This window comes from Streptomyces xanthophaeus (assembly GCF_000725805.1).
GTDB lineage: Bacteria > Actinomycetota > Actinomycetes > Streptomycetales > Streptomycetaceae > Streptomyces > Streptomyces xanthophaeus.
In genome coordinates this window covers 283,832-300,592 of record NZ_JOFT01000014.1, presented here as the reverse complement: position 1 = coordinate 300,592, position 16,761 = coordinate 283,832, and the positions used below count along the sequence as shown (strand labels likewise).

Annotated in this window: 16 protein-coding genes and 2 tRNA genes; 4 read left to right on the top strand and 14 right to left on the bottom strand. The window is 72.2% G+C overall.

From position 1 onward, the window contains the following. Positions 1–17: 17 nt before the first annotated feature. The 6 genes from IO30_RS0110250 to IO30_RS0110225 all read right to left on the bottom strand — a co-directional run bounded on the left by IO30_RS0110250 (position 18) and on the right by IO30_RS0110225 (position 5,132). Entirely contained in the window at positions 18–1,661 is a 1,644-nt protein-coding gene (locus tag IO30_RS0110250) for a sensor histidine kinase (RefSeq protein WP_373316477.1), read from the bottom strand. Beyond that, entirely contained in the window at positions 1,661–2,428 is a 768-nt protein-coding gene (locus tag IO30_RS0110245; RefSeq protein ID WP_031141494.1) for a response regulator transcription factor, read from the bottom strand. The genes IO30_RS0110250 and IO30_RS0110245 overlap by 1 nt, the downstream gene beginning before the upstream one ends. A 69-nt stretch (positions 2,429–2,497) precedes the next feature. After that, positions 2,498–3,379: an amidohydrolase family protein gene (locus IO30_RS0110240; protein ID WP_031141492.1), complete on the bottom strand. Its 882-nt coding sequence runs from the start codon at positions 3,377–3,379 to the stop codon at positions 2,498–2,500. Further along, entirely contained in the window at positions 3,363–3,707 is a 345-nt protein-coding gene (locus tag IO30_RS0110235) for an antibiotic biosynthesis monooxygenase family protein (RefSeq protein WP_031141489.1), read from the bottom strand. The genes IO30_RS0110240 and IO30_RS0110235 overlap by 17 nt, the downstream gene beginning before the upstream one ends. A 112-nt stretch (positions 3,708–3,819) precedes the next feature. Next, complete coding sequence (locus IO30_RS0110230) at positions 3,820–4,701, bottom strand: DUF2797 domain-containing protein (protein WP_031141487.1); 882 nt, start codon at positions 4,699–4,701, stop codon at positions 3,820–3,822. After that, a complete protein-coding gene (locus IO30_RS0110225; protein WP_031141484.1) occupies positions 4,698–5,132 on the bottom strand; it encodes an Lrp/AsnC family transcriptional regulator in 435 nt (144 codons plus the stop codon). The genes IO30_RS0110230 and IO30_RS0110225 overlap by 4 nt, the downstream gene beginning before the upstream one ends. Before the next feature lie 107 nt (positions 5,133–5,239). On the opposite strand from IO30_RS0110225, the gene IO30_RS0110220 reads away from it, so the two are divergent. Next, positions 5,240–6,151 carry an SMP-30/gluconolactonase/LRE family protein gene (locus tag IO30_RS0110220; RefSeq protein ID WP_031141482.1) on the top strand — a complete coding sequence of 304 codons (912 nt, stop codon included), beginning with the start codon at positions 5,240–5,242 and terminating at the stop codon, positions 6,149–6,151. On the opposite strand, the gene IO30_RS0110215 is transcribed toward IO30_RS0110220, so the two are convergent. From IO30_RS0110215 to IO30_RS0110200, 4 genes are all read right to left on the bottom strand, one after another. Further along, positions 6,148–6,513: a PH domain-containing protein gene (locus IO30_RS0110215; protein WP_031141480.1), complete on the bottom strand. Its 366-nt coding sequence runs from the start codon at positions 6,511–6,513 to the stop codon at positions 6,148–6,150. The genes IO30_RS0110220 and IO30_RS0110215 overlap by 4 nt on opposite strands. 175 nt (positions 6,514–6,688) lie before the next feature. Then, positions 6,689–7,270, bottom strand: coding sequence for a hypothetical protein (locus tag IO30_RS0110210; RefSeq protein WP_051859379.1), 582 nt, complete (start codon positions 7,268–7,270; stop codon positions 6,689–6,691). A 217-nt stretch (positions 7,271–7,487) separates the two neighbouring features. Continuing rightward, positions 7,488–7,560: transfer RNA gene (locus IO30_RS0110205), tRNA-Arg, on the bottom strand. Positions 7,561–7,786: 226 nt separating this feature from the next. After that, positions 7,787–7,877: transfer RNA gene (locus tag IO30_RS0110200), tRNA-Ser, on the bottom strand. 185 nt (positions 7,878–8,062) lie between these two features. Between IO30_RS0110200 and IO30_RS0110195 the strand changes: the two genes are divergently transcribed. The 3 genes from IO30_RS0110195 (at position 8,063) to IO30_RS0110185 (ending at position 12,562) form a co-directional block, all read left to right on the top strand. Further along, positions 8,063–8,491, top strand: coding sequence for an SSI family serine proteinase inhibitor (locus IO30_RS0110195; RefSeq protein ID WP_031141476.1), 429 nt, complete (start codon positions 8,063–8,065; stop codon positions 8,489–8,491). Between the two features lie 119 nt (positions 8,492–8,610). Beyond that, on the top strand, positions 8,611–11,973 hold the full coding sequence (locus tag IO30_RS0110190; protein ID WP_031141474.1) for a response regulator: 3,363 nt from the start codon (positions 8,611–8,613) through the stop codon (positions 11,971–11,973). Between the two features lie 13 nt (positions 11,974–11,986). Then, the gene (locus tag IO30_RS0110185; RefSeq protein ID WP_031141471.1) at positions 11,987–12,562 is read left to right on the top strand and encodes an antibiotic biosynthesis monooxygenase; all 576 of its coding nucleotides are present in this window, start codon (positions 11,987–11,989) and stop codon (positions 12,560–12,562) included. A gap of 15 nt (positions 12,563–12,577) precedes the next feature. Here the strand turns inward: IO30_RS0110185 and IO30_RS0110180 are convergent, their stop codons facing one another. The 4 genes from IO30_RS0110180 to IO30_RS0110165 all read right to left on the bottom strand — a co-directional run bounded on the left by IO30_RS0110180 (position 12,578) and on the right by IO30_RS0110165 (position 16,671). Then, positions 12,578–14,227 carry a long-chain fatty acid--CoA ligase gene (locus IO30_RS0110180; RefSeq protein ID WP_031141469.1) on the bottom strand — a complete coding sequence of 550 codons (1,650 nt, stop codon included), beginning with the start codon at positions 14,225–14,227 and terminating at the stop codon, positions 12,578–12,580. Between the two features lie 198 nt (positions 14,228–14,425). Beyond that, complete coding sequence (locus tag IO30_RS0110175) at positions 14,426–14,959, bottom strand: SigE family RNA polymerase sigma factor (protein WP_031141466.1); 534 nt, start codon at positions 14,957–14,959, stop codon at positions 14,426–14,428. Between the two features lie 159 nt (positions 14,960–15,118). Further along, positions 15,119–16,285 (bottom strand): lipid-transfer protein, encoded by a 1,167-nt coding sequence (locus IO30_RS0110170; RefSeq protein ID WP_031141464.1) that lies wholly within the window; start codon positions 16,283–16,285, stop codon positions 15,119–15,121. Next, complete coding sequence (locus IO30_RS0110165) at positions 16,282–16,671, bottom strand: MaoC/PaaZ C-terminal domain-containing protein (RefSeq protein WP_199921057.1); 390 nt, start codon at positions 16,669–16,671, stop codon at positions 16,282–16,284. Before IO30_RS0110165 ends, IO30_RS0110170 begins: the two co-directional genes overlap by 4 nt. Positions 16,672–16,761 lie beyond the last annotated feature (90 nt).

Genomic DNA, 16,761 nt, shown 5'->3' with positions numbered 1-16,761 from the left:
CCTCGCGGGCCGCCCTGTCACCGCTGTGTGGTGAGCCTGTGCCCCGTCTGTGAGTCCGGGTCCGCGCAGGCCGGGTGCTGAGCGGCCAGCGGCAGCAGCACCTCGAAGCAGGTCCGGCCGGGCTCGCTCCGTACGTCGACCCGGCCGCCGTGTGCGCCCACCACGGCCTGGACGATGGCGAGCCCGAGGCCGGTGGAGCCCGCCGCCCGGGAACGGGAGGCGTCTCCGCGGGCGAAGCGCTCGAAGACGTGGGGGAGCAGGGCGGGCGGGATGCCGGGGCCGTCGTCCTCGATCCGCAGCCGGACGGCGGATGTTTCACGTGAAACATGGGCGGTGACCGTGGTGCCGGGCGGGGTGTGCGTCCGGGCGTTGGCAAGGAGGTTGACCAGGACCTGCTGGATCCCGGCCGGGTCGGCGCTCACCGGCGCGGGCTCGTCGGGGAGCCGCAGCCGCCAGTGGTGGCCGGGGCCGGCGGCCCGCGCATCGCTGAGGGCGTCGACGACGAGGGGCGCGAGGTCGGTGTCGACGCGGGACAGCGGGCGGCCGGCGTCGAGCCGGGCCAGCAGCAGCAGGTCCTCGACCAGGCCGGTCATCCGGGTCGCCTCGGACTCGATGCGGCCGAGGGCGTGCCGGGTGTCGGGGCCCGGCTCCTCCCGTCCCCGCCGGGTCAGCTCGGCGTATCCGCGGATCGAGGCGAGCGGGGTGCGCAGCTCGTGGCTGGCGTCGGCGACGAACTGCCGTACCCGGGTCTCGCTCTGCTGGCGGGCCGTGAGCGCGGAGGAGACGTGGCCCAGCATCCGGTTCAGCGCCGCGCCGACCTGGCCCACCTCGGTCCGGGGGTCCGCCTCGGCGTCCGGGACCCGTTCGTGGAGTGCGGGTTCGCCGCTGTGCAGGGGGAGTTCGGATACCCGGGTGGCGGTGGCGGCCACCCGGTGCAGCGGGCGCAGGGCCACCCCGACCAGCGCCTGCCCTGCCAGGGAGGCCGCGATCAGACCGGCCAGGGTGACGCAGACCTCCACCGCGACCAAGGTCCCCACGGTGCGGTCGACCCCGGCCAGCGGGAAGGCCAGGGCCAGGCTGCCGTCGGGAGCGGTGAGCAGCCGGTACGCGCCGAGCCCGGGCAGGTCCACGTCGGCCGGACCCCTGCCCGTGCCGGGGCCCAGCTTCTTGGCGGCCCGGACGAGGGCCTCGGTCTGGGCGGGCGTGAGCGACACCCGGTGGTCACGGTCGGGGCCCTCGGCCGGAACGCTGCGGGCGCCCGTGGCCTGGCCGTCCGGGTCGAGGCGGATCCCTGCGGTGCCCAGCGGGGTGCCGGGGGCCAGGACGAAGGCGAGGCTGCCGTCGCGGCCCGCCTTGGCCGCGCCGGGACCACGGGCGGCCATGCTCACGGCCGTGTGCAGCTCTTCGTCCAGCTGTCCCACCAGATAGGAGCGCAGGGCGAGGGTGGTGACCGTGCCGATGGCAGCGCCGACCACGGCGATCAGCGCGACCGCGGCGAAGACGAGCCGGGCCCGCAGCGACCAGGGCCGCCGCCACGGCAGCCGCCGAGACGGTCGCAGGCGGAACGTGCGGCCGCTGCGGAACGTACGGGCCCTGCGGGGCGTGACGGGGGCGCCGGGTGCGCGGGGCGTGCGGGGCCTGCCGGGCGGGCGGATCGGCACTAGTCGGCCGGCTTGATCAGGTAGCCGGCCCCGCGCCGGGTGTGGATCATGGACGGCAGTCCGGGGCCGCTCTCCAGCTTGCGCCGCAGGTAGGAGATGTACAGCTCGACCACGTTGGCCTGGCCGCCGAAGTCGTAGGACCAGACCCGGTCCAGGATCTGCGCCTTGCTGAGCACGCGCCGCGGGTTGCGCATCAGGTAGCGCAGCAGCTCGAACTCGGTGGCGGTCAGGTGGATCTCCTGGCCGGCCCGGGTCACCTCGTGGCTGTCCTCGTCGAGCCGCAGGTCACCGACGGCCAGCACCGAGCCTCCGCGCGCCGCCTGCGCCGCGCCCGAACGCCGGACCAGCCCGCGCAGCCGCGCCACGACCTCTTCCAGGCTGAACGGCTTGGTGACGTAGTCGTCGCCGCCCGCCGTCAGACCCGCGATCCGGTCCTCGACGGAGTCCCGCGCGGTCAGGAACAGCACGGGAACCTGCGGGAGCTCCCGGCGGAGCCGGCCGAGGACGGCCAGTCCGTCCATGTCCGGAAGCATGATGTCGAGGACCACTACGTCCGGCCGGAACTCCCGCGCCGCCCGCACCGCGGCCGCCCCGTCTCCCGCGCTGCGGACCTGGCAGCCCTCGTAGCGCAGGGCCATGGACAGCAGCTCGGAGAGCGAGGCCTCGTCGTCGACGACGAGCACCCGGCAGGGGCCGCCGTCCGGCCGCACCAGGGCCGCGGGGTTGCCGGTGGACGTGGACGCGTGGGAAGTGGTCGTCGCAGTCATGCGACCACGCTGGCCGGTACCTCTGAGAGCGTTCTTGTCCCTTCCTGTGAATCTCCTGAGAAAGGCCGCTCAGCCGTCGAGGCGGAAGAGGCGTGCTCCGTTGTCGTGGCAGACCGCGCGCAGCCAGTCGACCCCGAGGCCGAGCCGTTCGAGAGCGGCGAGCTGGTGCTCGTACGGGTAGGGGATGTTCGGGAAGTCGGTACCGAGGAGGATCCGGTCGCCGAGGTCCGCCAGCCTGCCGAGCTCTTCCTGCGGGAAGCCGCTGAACTGCTCGGAGAAGTCGGTGAAGGCCATGGTGGTGTCGAGGCGCACCTGGTCGTAACGGTCGGCGAGGTCGAGGAAGTCCGTGTACTCGGGCATGCCCATGTGGGCGATGACCAGCGGCAGCCGCGGATGGCGGGCCAGCAGCCGGGCGATCGGTTCGGGCCCGGTGTGCTTGCCCGGGACGGGTCCCGAACCGCAGTGGATCACCGTGGGGACCCCGGCGTCGGCGAGCAGCCCCCACACCGCGTCCAGCAGGCCGTCGTTCGGGTCGTACCCGCCGACCTGCAGATGGGACTTGAAGATCCTGGCCCCGGCGTCGACGGCGCGGCCGACGTACGCGCTCGCGCCCTCCTCCGGGTAGAAGGTCGCGGTGTGCAGGCAGTCGGGGGTGCGTGCGGCGAAGTCGGCGGACCAGGCGTTGAGCCAGGCGGCCATCGCCGGTTTGTGGGGGTAGAGCATGGCGGTGAAGGCCCGGACCCCGAACTCCCGCAGGAGCGCGACGCGCTGTTCTTCCTCGTGCCGGTAGGTGATGGGCCATTCGACGCCCGTCAGCGGGCCGACCGCGTCGAAGTAGTCCCAGACCTTGTCGAGGACCCGCTCGGGCATGAAGTGGGTGTGCACGTCGACCAGTCCGGGCAGTGCGAGCCGTTCCCGGAAGGCGCGGACCGCCTCAGCCGTTGCGGACAAAGCCGTGGCTCCGCTCGACGGTCGCGACGTGCAGGGTGTAGCTCTCGTACCACTGGGCGCGGCCCGCCTTCATGGCCGCCTGGTGCTCCAGGTCCTCCCGCCACTGCGTGAGGGAGGCGTGGTCGCGGAAGTAGGCGACGGTGATGCCCAGGCCGCCGGGGTTGCGCGCGGACTCGTAGCCGAGGAAGCCCGGGTTCGCGCGGACGATCTCGCCCATCCGGGCGAGCGTCTCCAGGTAGCCGCTGTCTGCGTCCTCAGAGGTGCGCACGCTGGTGAAGACCGCCATCAGGTACGGCGGTTCGAATGCCTGTACGGGCTGGATGCTCATGACCACCACCCTCAGCGGCGCGCCCCCGGCCTGTCCACAGGAATCCGGCCCTCACGCCCGAAGGGATCCAAGATTTGACCTTGCCCGGCCGTCTCCCGCCCGCCCGGACCGCTCAGAACAGCCCTTCCTGCCCGTCCGTCGTACCGACCGAGGGGATCTCCGCCACGGGGACCGCGGTGACCGGTTCGTCCCCGGGAGCCAGGAGTTCCCAGCCGGCCAGCAGCCGGGTGTCGACCACTAGCCCGTCCGCGAAGTGCAGATCGGGCCCGGCCGCACCCACCAGCTGCCCCGCCACCGCTCCGCCGGGCACCATGTGCGCGATCACCCGGGCGGGCAGGGGCAGTCCGTCCAGCCCGAACGGCTCGGCATGGTCGGTGATCTCGCACTCCAGCCGCTCCAGCGACTCCGGCCACCCCGCCAGCGCACCCGCCCGGGCGTGCAGCTCGGCGACCTCCCGGGCCCGTCCGGACGCGGCCGGCAGGTGTCCCCGTACGGCCCGCTTACGGGCGTAGGCGATCCGGTCGGGCACGCCGAGGGCCGCCCGCAGCAGTTCCTCGGTACGGCGGGCGGCCATCAGCGGCCCGCGCCCCAGCCACGTCCAGGTCACCGCACCCTGCTCCAGCAGCCGGGCCGGCCCCCGCTCCTCGGCGGTGATGCCGACCTTGACCATGCCGGGCCCGAACCAGGCCAGGTACACCCGGTAGGTGCGCGGATCCGCCGCGTTGGTGTCGGCGGCCACCGAGAACGACCGGTCCAGGCGGGCGCATTCGGGGCACTGCGCGTTCCCGGCCCGGGCGGGCACGGCTGCGGCCGTGGGACAGGCGGTGCGCTTGCCGGCCCGCCGTACGCCGAGGCAGTGCCGCTCGCCGCGCGCGACGAAGGCCAGCTGCCGGCCGTACGTGAGCACGCTCGCCCGCTCCTCGCGCCCCTCACCGAGCCACCCGATGGCGGGCCGGCCTCCCTGCCACCGGATCCCGGTGCACCACCAGCTCACAGCGGGAGCGGCCGCTCGAAGAAGGTCTCCAGGACGACGGTGGCATGCGTCCCACTGACCCCGTCGATGGCGTAGAGGCGGCGCAGGACGTCCTGCAACTGCCCGGTGGAGGCCGTACGCACCTTCACCAGCACCGAGGCACTGCCCGCGATGATGTGCGCCTCCTGGATCTCCGGGATCGCCTCGAAGGCCCCAGCGGACTCGCCCATCCAGGCGTTGGAATCGACCATCACATAGGCGAGGACCCCGCTCCCGACCGCGGCCGGGTCCACGTCGACGGTGGTCCGCAGGATGACCCCGCGCTCGCGCAGCTTGCGCACCCGCTCATGGGTGGCTCCGGCCGAGAGCCCGACGGCGGTGCCGAGAGCGGCGTACGACTGACCCGCGTCCTCCTGCAGGCGCAGGACCAGCGCCCGGTCGATGTCGTCCACGCGATCTTCCTCTCATGAGCCCGTTGGCTCTTGCGAGGAAGGTACCCGATCCGGCAATCTCACCATCACACCGAACAAGCTTCGGCTAAATACTCTCAGGGGGAACGATGTTTGGCATAGCCGATCTCACCTTGTACGAGATTCTGGACGACCGGTTCCGTACCGGACGCTGCGCCAACGGCGACGCCCGCCTGGACCGGCTGTACGACGACTGCCGCTGGGCCGAAGGGCCGCTCTACCTGCCGGCCTGGCGGCAGCTGGTGTGGAGCGACATCCCCAACGACCGGATGCTGCGCTGGGACGAGGCCACCGGAGCCGTCTCCGTCTTCCGCTCCCCGGCCGGCCACCCCAACGGCAACACCCTGGACCGCGAAGGCCGCCTGATCACCTGCGAGCAGGGCAACCGGCGCGTCACCCGCACCGAGCCGGACGGCACCCTCACCGTCATCGCCGACCGCTTCGACGGCAAGCGGCTCAACAGCCCGAACGACGCCGTGGTCCACTCCGACGGCTCGGTCTGGTTCTCCGACCCGGACTTCGGCATCACCAGCGACTACGAGGGCCTGCGCGCACCCAGCGAGATCGGCGCCTGCAACCTCTACCGGGCCGACCCCGCCACCGGCGCGGTCCGCATGGTGGCAGACGGCTTCCTCGGCCCGAACGGCCTCGCCTTCTCCCCCGACGAGAGCGAGCTCTACGCGGCGGACACCCGGGCCGGCCACATCCGCGCCTTCAAGGTCACCGACGACGGCTCCCTGACCGGCGACCGGGTCTTCACCGACTGCCCCTCGGTCGACAACATCCGCTTCGACGACCAAGGGCGCCTGTGGGCGGCCGCGATGGCCTCCGGCGTCCACTGCTACGCCCAGGACGGCACCTTGACCGGCCGCGTCCGCGTCCCCGAACCCGTCTCGAACATCGCCTTCGGCGGCCCCAAGAACAACCGCCTGTTCATCACCGCCACCACCTCCCTCTACTCCCTGGTGATGTCGGTGACCGGCCTCCCCCGGGTCCGCTAGCGGGCGACGAACTGCGTCAGGATCGCCTGGACCTCGTAGATGTCGACGCCCTTGGTGAAGGTCTTCTCCAGGGGCGTCGCACTGCCGGATATCCAGATCTTGAGCTCGGCATCGAGATCGAAGTGCCCCGCAGTCTCGACGGAGAAGTGCGTGATGCTCCGGTACGGGACGGAGTGGTACTCCACCTTCTTGCCCGTGATCCCCTGCTTGTCGACGAAGACCAGCCGCCGGTCCGTGAACAGGATCGTGTCCCGGATCAGCACGTACGCCGCATGCACCTGCTCCCCGTGCCCCAGCAGCCGCGCGTAGTCCCGCTGCGCCGACGCCTGGTCGACGGTGTGCGCATTCCCGAACAGCCCCATGGGAGCCCCCTCTTCCTCAGCTTCGGTCCATCTCCCGAAACACTAGCCAGGCCCCCCGCTGGTCCACGTCACCCCACAGAGCCAGATCACCCCTGACAACCTCCGGGGGACCCCCTCCCCACCAAGGAGGAGACCCGCCCGGCACCATCGCGCGCGGCTGACAGCCCCCGCGCGATCAGCCCCCCGTGAGCAGCTCCAGCACCTGGTCCGAGGTCCAGTTCCCAGCCGCCCCCGGGCAGGACGCCAGGTAGTCGGCGATGTCCCGCTCTGCCCAAGGACCCGATTCCAGCAGCCCCCCGGCCAGGTACCTCAGGTACGCGGCCGACGGCATGAGCGGATCGACCTCCCGGGAGCTCCACGGCGCGGTGAAGGTCAGCACGGGGATCCCCTCGATCGTCCCCGGGCAGATGAGCGTCTCGTACCGGCCCGCACCCAATCGGTCGCGCCCCTCACACAGCGCCCTGGTCAGGTCGACGTCCGCCCCCGGCTCCCGGTACATCTCCTGCGCCGCCACGTCCGACAGCTGGCCCACGGTCACCAGATGGGCGCGCGCCCTCATACGCCCGGGCGCCTCCGGGTCGTAGAAGCCCCTGCCGCCGGTCCACACGGGGGACTCCGTCGCGAAGTAGAGGCACCCGGCGAGTTCGACGGCGAGGGAACGCTCCGGCGCCCGGTGGTCCCGGCACCCCGGATACGTCCGCGTCGCGCCGGGCGGCGTCCCTCCCGCGAGGTACGCGGTCAGCCGGTCCATGTGCATGTTGGAGCCGTACGACGCGTACCAGACACGTTCGGGGACGGGGAGCTCGCCGGTCAGCGGCTCCGCGAGGTGGACGGTCACTCTCTGCTCCTCGCATGCGCGGGGCGGGAGGGCCACATGAGTGGGCCGGCCCCGCAGGAGCGAATCACGAACCGGTCACCCGGTGCGGGAAAACGCCAGAGGCCCCGGACTTTCGTCCGGGGCCTCTGGTCTGCTGTGCACTCGGCAGGATTCGAACCTGCAACCTTCTGATCCGTAGTCAGATGCTCTATCCGTTAAGCTACGAGTGCTTGGCTTGCTGGGGTTTTGCGCCCCGTTGGCCTTGCGAGAACAACAATACATGGACCTCGCCGGGACGCGAAATCCATTAGCTAAACCACCGCTGACCTGCGGAAACGGCCTGGAAGAAGATCGTCCAGTTGGGTCCGGCCAGGCGCCCTGGGTCGTACACAGGTCGCAGCCGGGCCGGAAACGCACCGAAGCCCCGGTCCATACGGACCGGGGCTTCGTGAAGTGCGGAGGCGGAGGGATTTGAACCCTCGATGGGGGGTAAGCCCCAAACCGCATTAGCAGTGCGGCGCCATAGACCGGACTAGGCGACGCCTCCAGCACACCCTCGCGTACGAAGGTGCGTGCAGATGATGACACAGGCGCAGGGCCGGTCACCAATCCGCTCCCACGGTACTAGGACGAGCGGGCGGAGAGCAAAGCCTTAATGCCCCCGGGACGCAACGTAGGCGGACGCCCGTCGTTGGGCACCGCGTACGACGTACGGACGACCTGGAGTGCCTCATGCTGCGTCTCGCCGCCTTCGCCGTCACCTCAGCCCTCGCCGCCGCGGCTGCCGGGCCACTGCCACCGCTGAGCCGGCTCGGAGAGCTGCTGGAGACCCCCGACCGCCTCACCATCGCCATGTCCGCCACGGGCAACCCCCGGCTGGACCGGGAGTACCGGCTGGAGTGCGATCCGGTGGGCGGTGACCACCCCTGGAAGGTGGAGTCCTGCGCCCGGCTGGACCAGCTGACCAAGGAGAGGAAGGACCCCTTCGCCCCCGTCTCCGACCGGCAGGCCTGCAGCCTCCAGCACGGGGGTCCGGCGACCGCCCGGATCACCGGAACCTGGGACGGACGCAAGGTGGACGCCACCTTCCGGCGGACCAACGGATGCGAGATCAACCGCTGGGACGAGTTGGAACCTCTGCTTCCGCCAGGGCGTTCCTGACCTGGGAGGATGCGCGGCCAGGGCGGTATCCGCACCGCATCCGCCCTACCGCCGCGGGGCTGTGGCCTTAGACTCCTCCCGTGACTTGCCGGTAGTTGTGGTCAGGGAGGAAGCTCGTCGTGAGCAGCAGGCCATCCCGAGGCGCTGCTCGCCTCGCAGCAATACTCGACGCTCTTCCGGACGCGCTGTTGCTCGTCAACGCCAACGGCACTGTCGTCAACGCGAATTCGATCGCCCTCGAGGTCATGGAGAGTCCCGGCACGGGGCTCGTCGGCCGGGGCGTGCTCGACCTCCTGCCCGAGTTCGACTCCAAGCTGATCCCCGGCTCGATGCGCCGGCCCGGCGAGGACGACGGAGGCCGGGCCAAGCCCGCGCGGATGGTCGCCCGCCGGACCGACGGCAGCGAGTTCCCCGTCGAGGTCACCAGCGCCCATCTCGACGGCCGCGACGCCTACCGGGAGCCGCAGCCTTCCTACACCGGTGACGAGCTGCTGATGCTCGTCGTACGGGACCTCTCCCAGACGGTGGACACCGAGGCCGAGCTGGCCCGCTCGCAGCGCCAGACGGAGATGATCCTGCGGGCCGCCGCCGAGGGCGTCGTCGGCACGGACACAGACGGACGTGTGGTGCTGGTCAATCCGGCCGCCGCGCAGATCCTCGGCTACCGCGCCACCGATCTCGGCAACCGCGAACTGCACGGCCTCGTCCAGCACTCGCGCGCCGACGGCTCGCCGTTCCCCTTCGAGGAGTCCCCGCTCGCCGACACCCTGCGCAGCGGACGCAAGCACCGCGTGCGCGGCCAGGTGCTCTGGAACAAGGCCGGCCAGCCGGTGGCCGTCGACCTGACCACTTCGCCCGTACGGGACGGGGAGCAGCTCGTCGGCGCCGTCATGACCTTCACCGACCGGCGGCCCTACGACGCGCTCGCCGCCCGCCACGCACAGCTGCTGGCCGTCCTCGGCGAATCGCTGCGCGGGCCGCTGGAGGAGCTGCGCGGGGAGCTGGCGACGCTCGCCGCCGATGACGCGGGACAGCTGTGGCCCGAGGCGAACCAACTGCTGCACCACCTGGCCGCCGGATACTCCCGGATGACCACGCTCGTGGACAACGTGCTCGGCTTCCAGCGGCTGGACGCGGGCAGCGACCGGCTCAGGAAGAAGAAGGTCCTGATCAACGGTGTCGTCACCGCCGGTGTCGACGGCGCGGTCGAGCTGATCGGCCCGGGGCGTGCGCAGTTCGCCGTCCACGCCCCGACGATCGAGGCCGAGGTGGACGCCGACCGCATCGCGACCGCGCTCGCGCACCTGGTCGCGGACGTCGCCGGGGTGGACGCCACCGGCAAGACACGTCAGGGCAGCGGCTACAGCGACTCGACGATCGTGGTGGCGGCCGCGCAGCGCGGTGACGTCGTACGGATCGAGGTCCGGGGGCCTTACGAGGGCGGGAACCCGGTGCACGAGCCGATCGTGCGGGGGATCGTGGCCGCGCACGGCGGCGTGCTGCAGACCGTGGAGGTACCGGGCGCGCCCGGCGGCGCGTACGTGCTGGAGCTGCCGCTGGGTGCGGGAGCCGGGACGGTGACCCTGCCGGAGCCCGAGCAGAAGCCGCCGGGCGACGCCGCCGAGTCCGACGCGGCCCCCGCGGGGAAGGTCTCCGGCGGCCGGCGCGCGCGGCGCGGGGTCGACGCCTTCCTGGACGACGAGGTTCCCGGCGGACCGGGGGCCGCCAAGGCGGCCGAGGGCGGCGCGGGCGCACTGGCGCTGCCCTCCGGACGGCGGCGAGGGGGCGAGGCGGGCTCCGACGACACCGACCCGGGATCGGGTCTGGCCCAGTCCCCGGTGAATCCGGCGGGGCTCGGTACCGGACGCCGCCGGGGCCGGGACGGTGACGGCAGCGGCGAGGGCGGTCAGGGCGGGGCCGGGCGGCCCGTGCCCCCGCAGGGCACCGGCATGCCCGCCCTGCCTCCCGTACCCACCGTGCCGACGGTCCCGGTGACCGAGCACCCCGCCGGACGGCGACGGGCTCTCGGCCCGGCCGCCCCGGCGCAGCCCGGGGGCCCCGTACCGGCGACCGGGCTGGGGCCGACGCCCGCGCCCGCCCAGGCACCCGTCCGGCAGATCGCTCCCGAGGGCGGTTTCGCGCTGCCCGCGGGACCGACCCCCGCTCCTGCGGCCCCGCAGGCGCACGCCATGGCAGGACCGGCTCCCGCTCCCGCCGAGGCCGAGGCGGACTCCGACGGCCCCGGCGGTCGCCGTGGGCGCCGGGTGCTCGGTGCGCCCGGCGGGGAGAGCGAGACCGCCGCACAGCCCGTGACGCAGCCCGCCGCGGAAGCAGCGGACTCCACGGATGCGGCGCACCCGACCGGGCGGCGTCGGGCGCTGCCCGCCACTCCGGCGTGGCCGGTCCCCTCGGCGCGGACGGCTCCCGAGGACGACGACTCCTCCGGCCAGGTCGCGGTGCCCGGGGCCCGGCAGCCGCAGGACGCCCCGGCGGAGGGCCAGCCCGGCCAGCCGATCAGCGTGCGCGCCCTCGGCACCCTCGGACAGGGCATCTCCGTGGACCCGGGTGGCTCGGGCGGCACGGGCGGATCGGGGTCCGGCCGCCGCCGCCGGCTCGCCGAGCCCGCGCCCCAGGGCCGGGCCTTCGCCATAGGAGCTCCGGAGGCGGGCTCCGACGAGGGTCCGGAGCCGCTGGACGGTCCCGGCGGGGCCGTAGAGGTGGTCAACCGGCCCGTACCGCGCCCGGTGGACGACGAACTCCCGCCGGAGCCCCTGGACAACCCGCGCCGGCTCCTGGTGTGGCCGGCACCCGACGTGCAGACGCAGCAGGCGCTCAGCGACCGCGGCTACCGCCCGGTGATCGTGCACTCCCGCGAGGAGGTGGACGCGCAGATCGCCGCGTTCCCCGCCGCGCTGTTCGTGGATCCGCTGACCGGGCCCATCACCCGGACCGCGCTCCAGTCCCTGCGTCAGGCCGCCGTGGCCGCGGAGGTCCCCGTACTGGTCACGGCCGGTCTGGGGCACGCCACGCGCGAGGCGGCGTACGGGGCCGATCCGGCCGTCCTCCTCAAGGCGCTCGCGCCGCGCGACAGCGAGCAGCACCCGTCCCGGGTCCTGCTGATCGAGGAGCACGAGGAGATCGCCACCGCGCTGACGGCCGCGCTGGAGCGGCGCGGTCTTCAGGTCGCCCGGGCCGGAGCGGACACCGACGCCGTGGAGCTGGCCACGAGGATGCGGCCCAACCTGGTGGTCATGGACCTGATGCAGGTACGCCGTCGGCGTGCCGGGATCGTGGACTGGCTGCGCGCCAACGGGCAGCTGAACCGCACCCCGCTGGTCGTCTACACGACGGCCGGCATCGACCCGGCCGAGCTGCCGCGGCTGGCCTCCGGCGAGAGCGTGCTCTTCCTCGCCGAACGGGCCACCACGACGGACGTGCAGGGCCGCATCGTGGACCTGCTGGCCAAGATCGGCACCAACTAGTAATCCTGGCCCGATGGCCATCATCAACGCGAGCGAGCAGACCGTACCCGCCGACAACGGGGAGGTGAACCTGCTGATCGCCCGGAAGGTGGAGCCGGGGCACGAGGAGAACTTCGAGGCCTGGGCCCACGGGATCCTGGAAACGGCCGCGGGCTTCCCCGACCACCTCGGGTACGGGCTGTTCCGCCCTGCGTCCGAGGGCGAACCGTGGTTCCTGGTCCACCGGTTCCGCAATCAGGCGGCGTTCCAGCGCTGGCAGGACTCCGCGGAGCGGGCGCAGTGGTTCTCGAACTGCCTCGGCCACCACCACACGGAGATAGCCCGCCGGGAGCTGCACGGCATGGAGACGTGGTTCGCCAAGCCGGGTACGACCCGGCCCGCGCCGCCGCGATGGAAGATGGTGATCAGCTCGGGGCTGGCCATCTTCCCGATCTCACTCGCCGGCAACGCGCTGCTCGGGCCGTACCTGGTGGATCTGCACTTCGTCCTGCGGACGGCCGCTTTCGCCGTCGTCTTCAGCACCCTGATGACCTACGTGGCCATGCCCGCCGTCAGCAAGCTGCTGCGGCCGTGGCTCACCAGGGGCTGAGACCTCCGGGCCGGGTCAGTCGAGCTTCGTGACGTCCAGGGCCCCGTCCGCGTACTGCTTGCGGATCACCTTCTTGTCGAACTTGCCCACGCTCGTCTTCGGCACCGATGCGATGACCGTCCAGCGCTCCGGCAGCTGCCACTTGGCGATCGACTGGGCGAGGAAGGCGCGCAGTCCCTCGTAGTCCACGGTCGCCCCCTCCTTGAGGACGACGGTGGCCAGCGGACGCTCGCCCCACTTGTCGTCGGGGACGGCGACGACGGCAGCCTCGGCGACCTCGGGGTGCGCCATCAGCGCGTTCTCCAGCTCCACGCTGGAAATCCACTCACCGCCGGACTTGATGACGTCCTTGGCCCGGTCCGTCAGCGTGAGGTACCCGTCGGAGCTGATGACCCCGACGTCGCCGGTCTTGAGCCAGCCGTCCGCGCTGAACTTGTCCTCGGGCCGGAAGGGTTCGCCGGACGCGCCGCCGTAGTAGGCACCCGCGATCCAGGTGCCGCGCACCTCCAGCTCGCCCGCGGACTCGCCGTCCCAGGGCAGGAAGCTGCCGTCGGGACCGACCAGGCGGGCCTCCACGCCCGCCGGGAAACGGCCCTGGGTGATCCGGTACGGCCACTCCTCCTCGGCGGTCAGGCCGGCCGGCGGGTGCGCCATGGTGCCCAGCGGGGAGGTCTCGGTCATGCCCCAGGCGTGACAGAGGCGGACGCCGAGCTTGTCGTAGGCCTCCATCAGGGAGGGCGGACAGGCCGCGCCGCCGATCGTGACCTGCTTCATCGAGGTCAGGTCACGGGGGTTCGCGGTGACCTCGGCCAGCAGTCCCTGCCAGATGGTGGGGACGGCCGCGGCGTGCGAGGGCTTCTCCCGCTCGATCATCTCGGCGAGCGGTGCGGGCTGCAGGAAGCGGTCCGGCATCAGCATGTTGATGCCGGTCATGAACGTGGCGTGCGGCAGGCCCCACGCGTTCACGTGGAACTGCGGGACCACGACCAGGCTGGTGTCCGCGGCGGTCAGACCCATCGACTCGGCCATGTTGACCTGCATGGAGTGCAGGTAGATCGACCGGTGGGAGTAGACGACGCCCTTGGGGTCTCCGGTGGTGCCGGAGGTGTAGCACATCGCGGCCGCCTGGCGTTCGTCCAGATCGGGCCAGTCGTAGCTGTCGGAGCGGCCTTCGAGGAGCTCCTCGTAGTCGTGGACCCGCACGTCCAGGCCCTCGAGCGCCGAGCGGTCGCCGATGCCGGCGACGACCACGTGCTCGACGGTCGGCAGGTGCGGCAGCAGCGGCACGAGCAGGGGCAGCAGTGTGCCGTTGACCAGCACCACCCGGTCGGCGGCGTGGTTGACGATGAAGACCAGCTGCTCCGGGGGCAGGCGGAGATTGAGCGTGTGCAGGACCGCGCCCATGGAGGGGATCGCGAAGTACGCCTCGACGTGCTCGGAGTTGTTCCACATGAGCGTGGCGACCCGGTCGCCCTGCTGGACTCCGAACTCGTCGCGCAAGGCGTTGGCGAGGCGGGTGGCGCGGGTACCGATCTCGGCGAAGCTGCGGCGATGCGGCTCGGCCTCCCCGGTCCAGGTGGTGACCTGGGACTTCCCGTGGATCGTCATCCCGTGCTGGAGTATGCGGGTGACGAGGAGCGGTACGTCCTGCATGGTGCTCAGCAAAGCGTCCTCCCGGTGAGCGCTGCGGCGCTGCGGCGGCTACGGATGCTGCCGATTCTGCGCACGTACCGGTCGGCATGTCACTACCCAGGAGTAGAACCGGCCCGTGTTTCACGTGAAACATCCGGCGGCGGGCGGGTGTGCTCCGGTTCAGGTGGGTCCGGGCGGTGTTTCACGTGAAACACCGAATGCCGCAGCGGCTCAGCGCACGGGAAGGAGCTCCGGGTCCTCGCGGAGCTTGCCGAGCGCACGAGAGACGGCGCTCTTGACCGTGCCGACCGAGACCCCGAGCAGTTCGGCGGTCTGCACCTCGCTCAGGTCCTCGTAGTAGCGCAGGACGACCATGGCCCGCTGCCGGTCGGGCAGCCGGGTCACCGCACGCCACATCGCGTCGCGCAGCGCCTGCGCCTCGGCGGGGTCGGCGGTCGGCGTCTCCTCGGCCTCCGGGATCTCCTCGCAGGAGAACTCGTCGACCTTGCGCTTGCGCCACTGGGAGGTGCGCGTGTTGACCAGGGTCCGCCGGACGTAACCGTCCAGGGCGCGGTGGTCCTCGATCCGGTCCCAGGCGACGTACGTCTTGGTGAGGGCGGTCTGGAGCAGGTCCTCGGCATCGCACGGATTGGCCGTGAGCGAGCGCGCGGTGCGCATCAGGACCGTGCCGCGGGTCCGGACGTACGCCGAGAACGACGGGTACGGCGTCGGATTCGAGGCGAGCGGGCACACAGGCGTGGTCATGTGTCCACGCTAGGAGCGCACGCCCGGCCTGGAATCGCCCGCAAGTGCTGAAGCCGGATCCGTCTCAGGTTGTAGGACCGACGCGGGCCTCACCTCCTGTAGGTGGAGGAGGCGGGGCCGACCGGCGGACCCCGCGCAGCCCGTGCAGCGGCCCTGACCTCAGCGTTCGACGCCGAGGACGAGTCCGGAGGTCGGTACCCCGGTACCGGCTGTGACCAGGGCGTGCGCGGCGCCCGCCACCTGGTTGACGGAGGCACCGCGCAGCTGCCGAACGGCCTCGGCGATGCCGTTCATGCCGTGCAGGTACGCCTCGCCGAGCTGGCCGCCATGGGTGTTGAACGGCAGCGCGTCCGCGGCCACGAAATCGGCGGCTTCGCCGGGGGCACAGAACCCGAACTCCTCCAGTTGCATGAGCACGAACGGGGTGAAGTGGTCGTAGAGGATGGCGACGTCGATGTCCGAGGGCCGCAGCCCGCTGGTCCGCCACAGCTGGCGCGCGACCACGTCCATCTCCGGCAGTCCGGTGAGCCCGTCGCGGTAGAAGGAGGTCATGCCCTCCTGCCGGCGCCCCGCGCCCTGTGCGGCTGCGGTGATCACCACGGGTGCCCGCCTCAGGTCCCGGGCCCGCTCGGTCGTGGTGACGACGATGGCCTGACCGCCGTCCGTCTCCTGGCAGCAGTCCAGCAGCCGCAGCGGTTCGACGATCCAGCGCGAGGCGGAGTGGTCGGCGAGGGTGATGGGCTGGCCGTAGAAGTACGCGGCGGGGTTGGTCGCGGCGTACCGGCGGTCGGTGACCGCAACGTGCCCGAAGGCCTCCGGGGTGAGGTTGTAGGTGTGCAGGTAGCGCTGAGCGGCCATGGCCACCCAGGACGCCGGGGTCAGCAGGCCCCAGGGCAGGGACCAGCCGAGCGCCGCCCCCTCGGCCGAGGGCTCGCGCTGCTGCACTCCCGAGCCGAAGCGGCGGCCGGAACGCTCGTTGAAGGCGCGGTAGCAGACCACCACCTCCGCCACCCCGGTGGCGACGGCCAGCGCCGCCTGCTGCACGGTGGCGCAGGCTGCTCCGCCTCCGTAGTGGATGCGGGAGAAGAAGGACAGGTCTCCGATGCCCGCCGCCTGGGCGACGGTGATCTCCGGGCTGGTGTCCATCGTGAAGGTGACCATGCCGTCGACGTCGCCGGGGCCGAGCCCGGCGTCGTCGAGCGCGGCGTGCACGGCCTCGACGGCGAGCTTGAGCTCGCTGCGGCCCGAGTCTTTGGAGAACTCGGTCGCCCCGATGCCTGCGATGGCGGCCCGGCCGCCGAGTCCGTCACGGGTCCGGGCGCTCATGCGGCGCTCCCCAGGGTGACGGTGACGGTTCCGGTCACGTGGTGTCCGATGCCGTTGGTGCCGACGACGCGGATCTCGGCGGTGTCCCCGTCGAGGCCGGTGACGGTGCCGGTCAGGGTCATGGTGTCGCCCGGGTAGTTGGGTGCGCCCAGGCGGATGGCCACCTTGCGCAGCACGCAGTGGGGGCCGAGACGGTCGGTGACGTACCGGCCGACCAGGCCGTTGGTGGTCAGGATGTTCATGAAGACGTCCGGTGAGCCCTTCTCCCGGGCCAAGGCGGCGTCGTGGTGAACGTCCTGGTAGTCGCGGGAGGCGATCGCGCCCGCGACGATCAGGGTGCGGGTGACCGGAATCTCCAGCGGGCCCAGTTCCGCGCCGACGCGCACCCCTCCCGATGCCATCCCGTCTGCTCCCGTCCTGTGTGCTCCCGTCCCGCCCGTTCCCGCCGAGTCCGCTTCCGTCGCGCCGGATCCCAT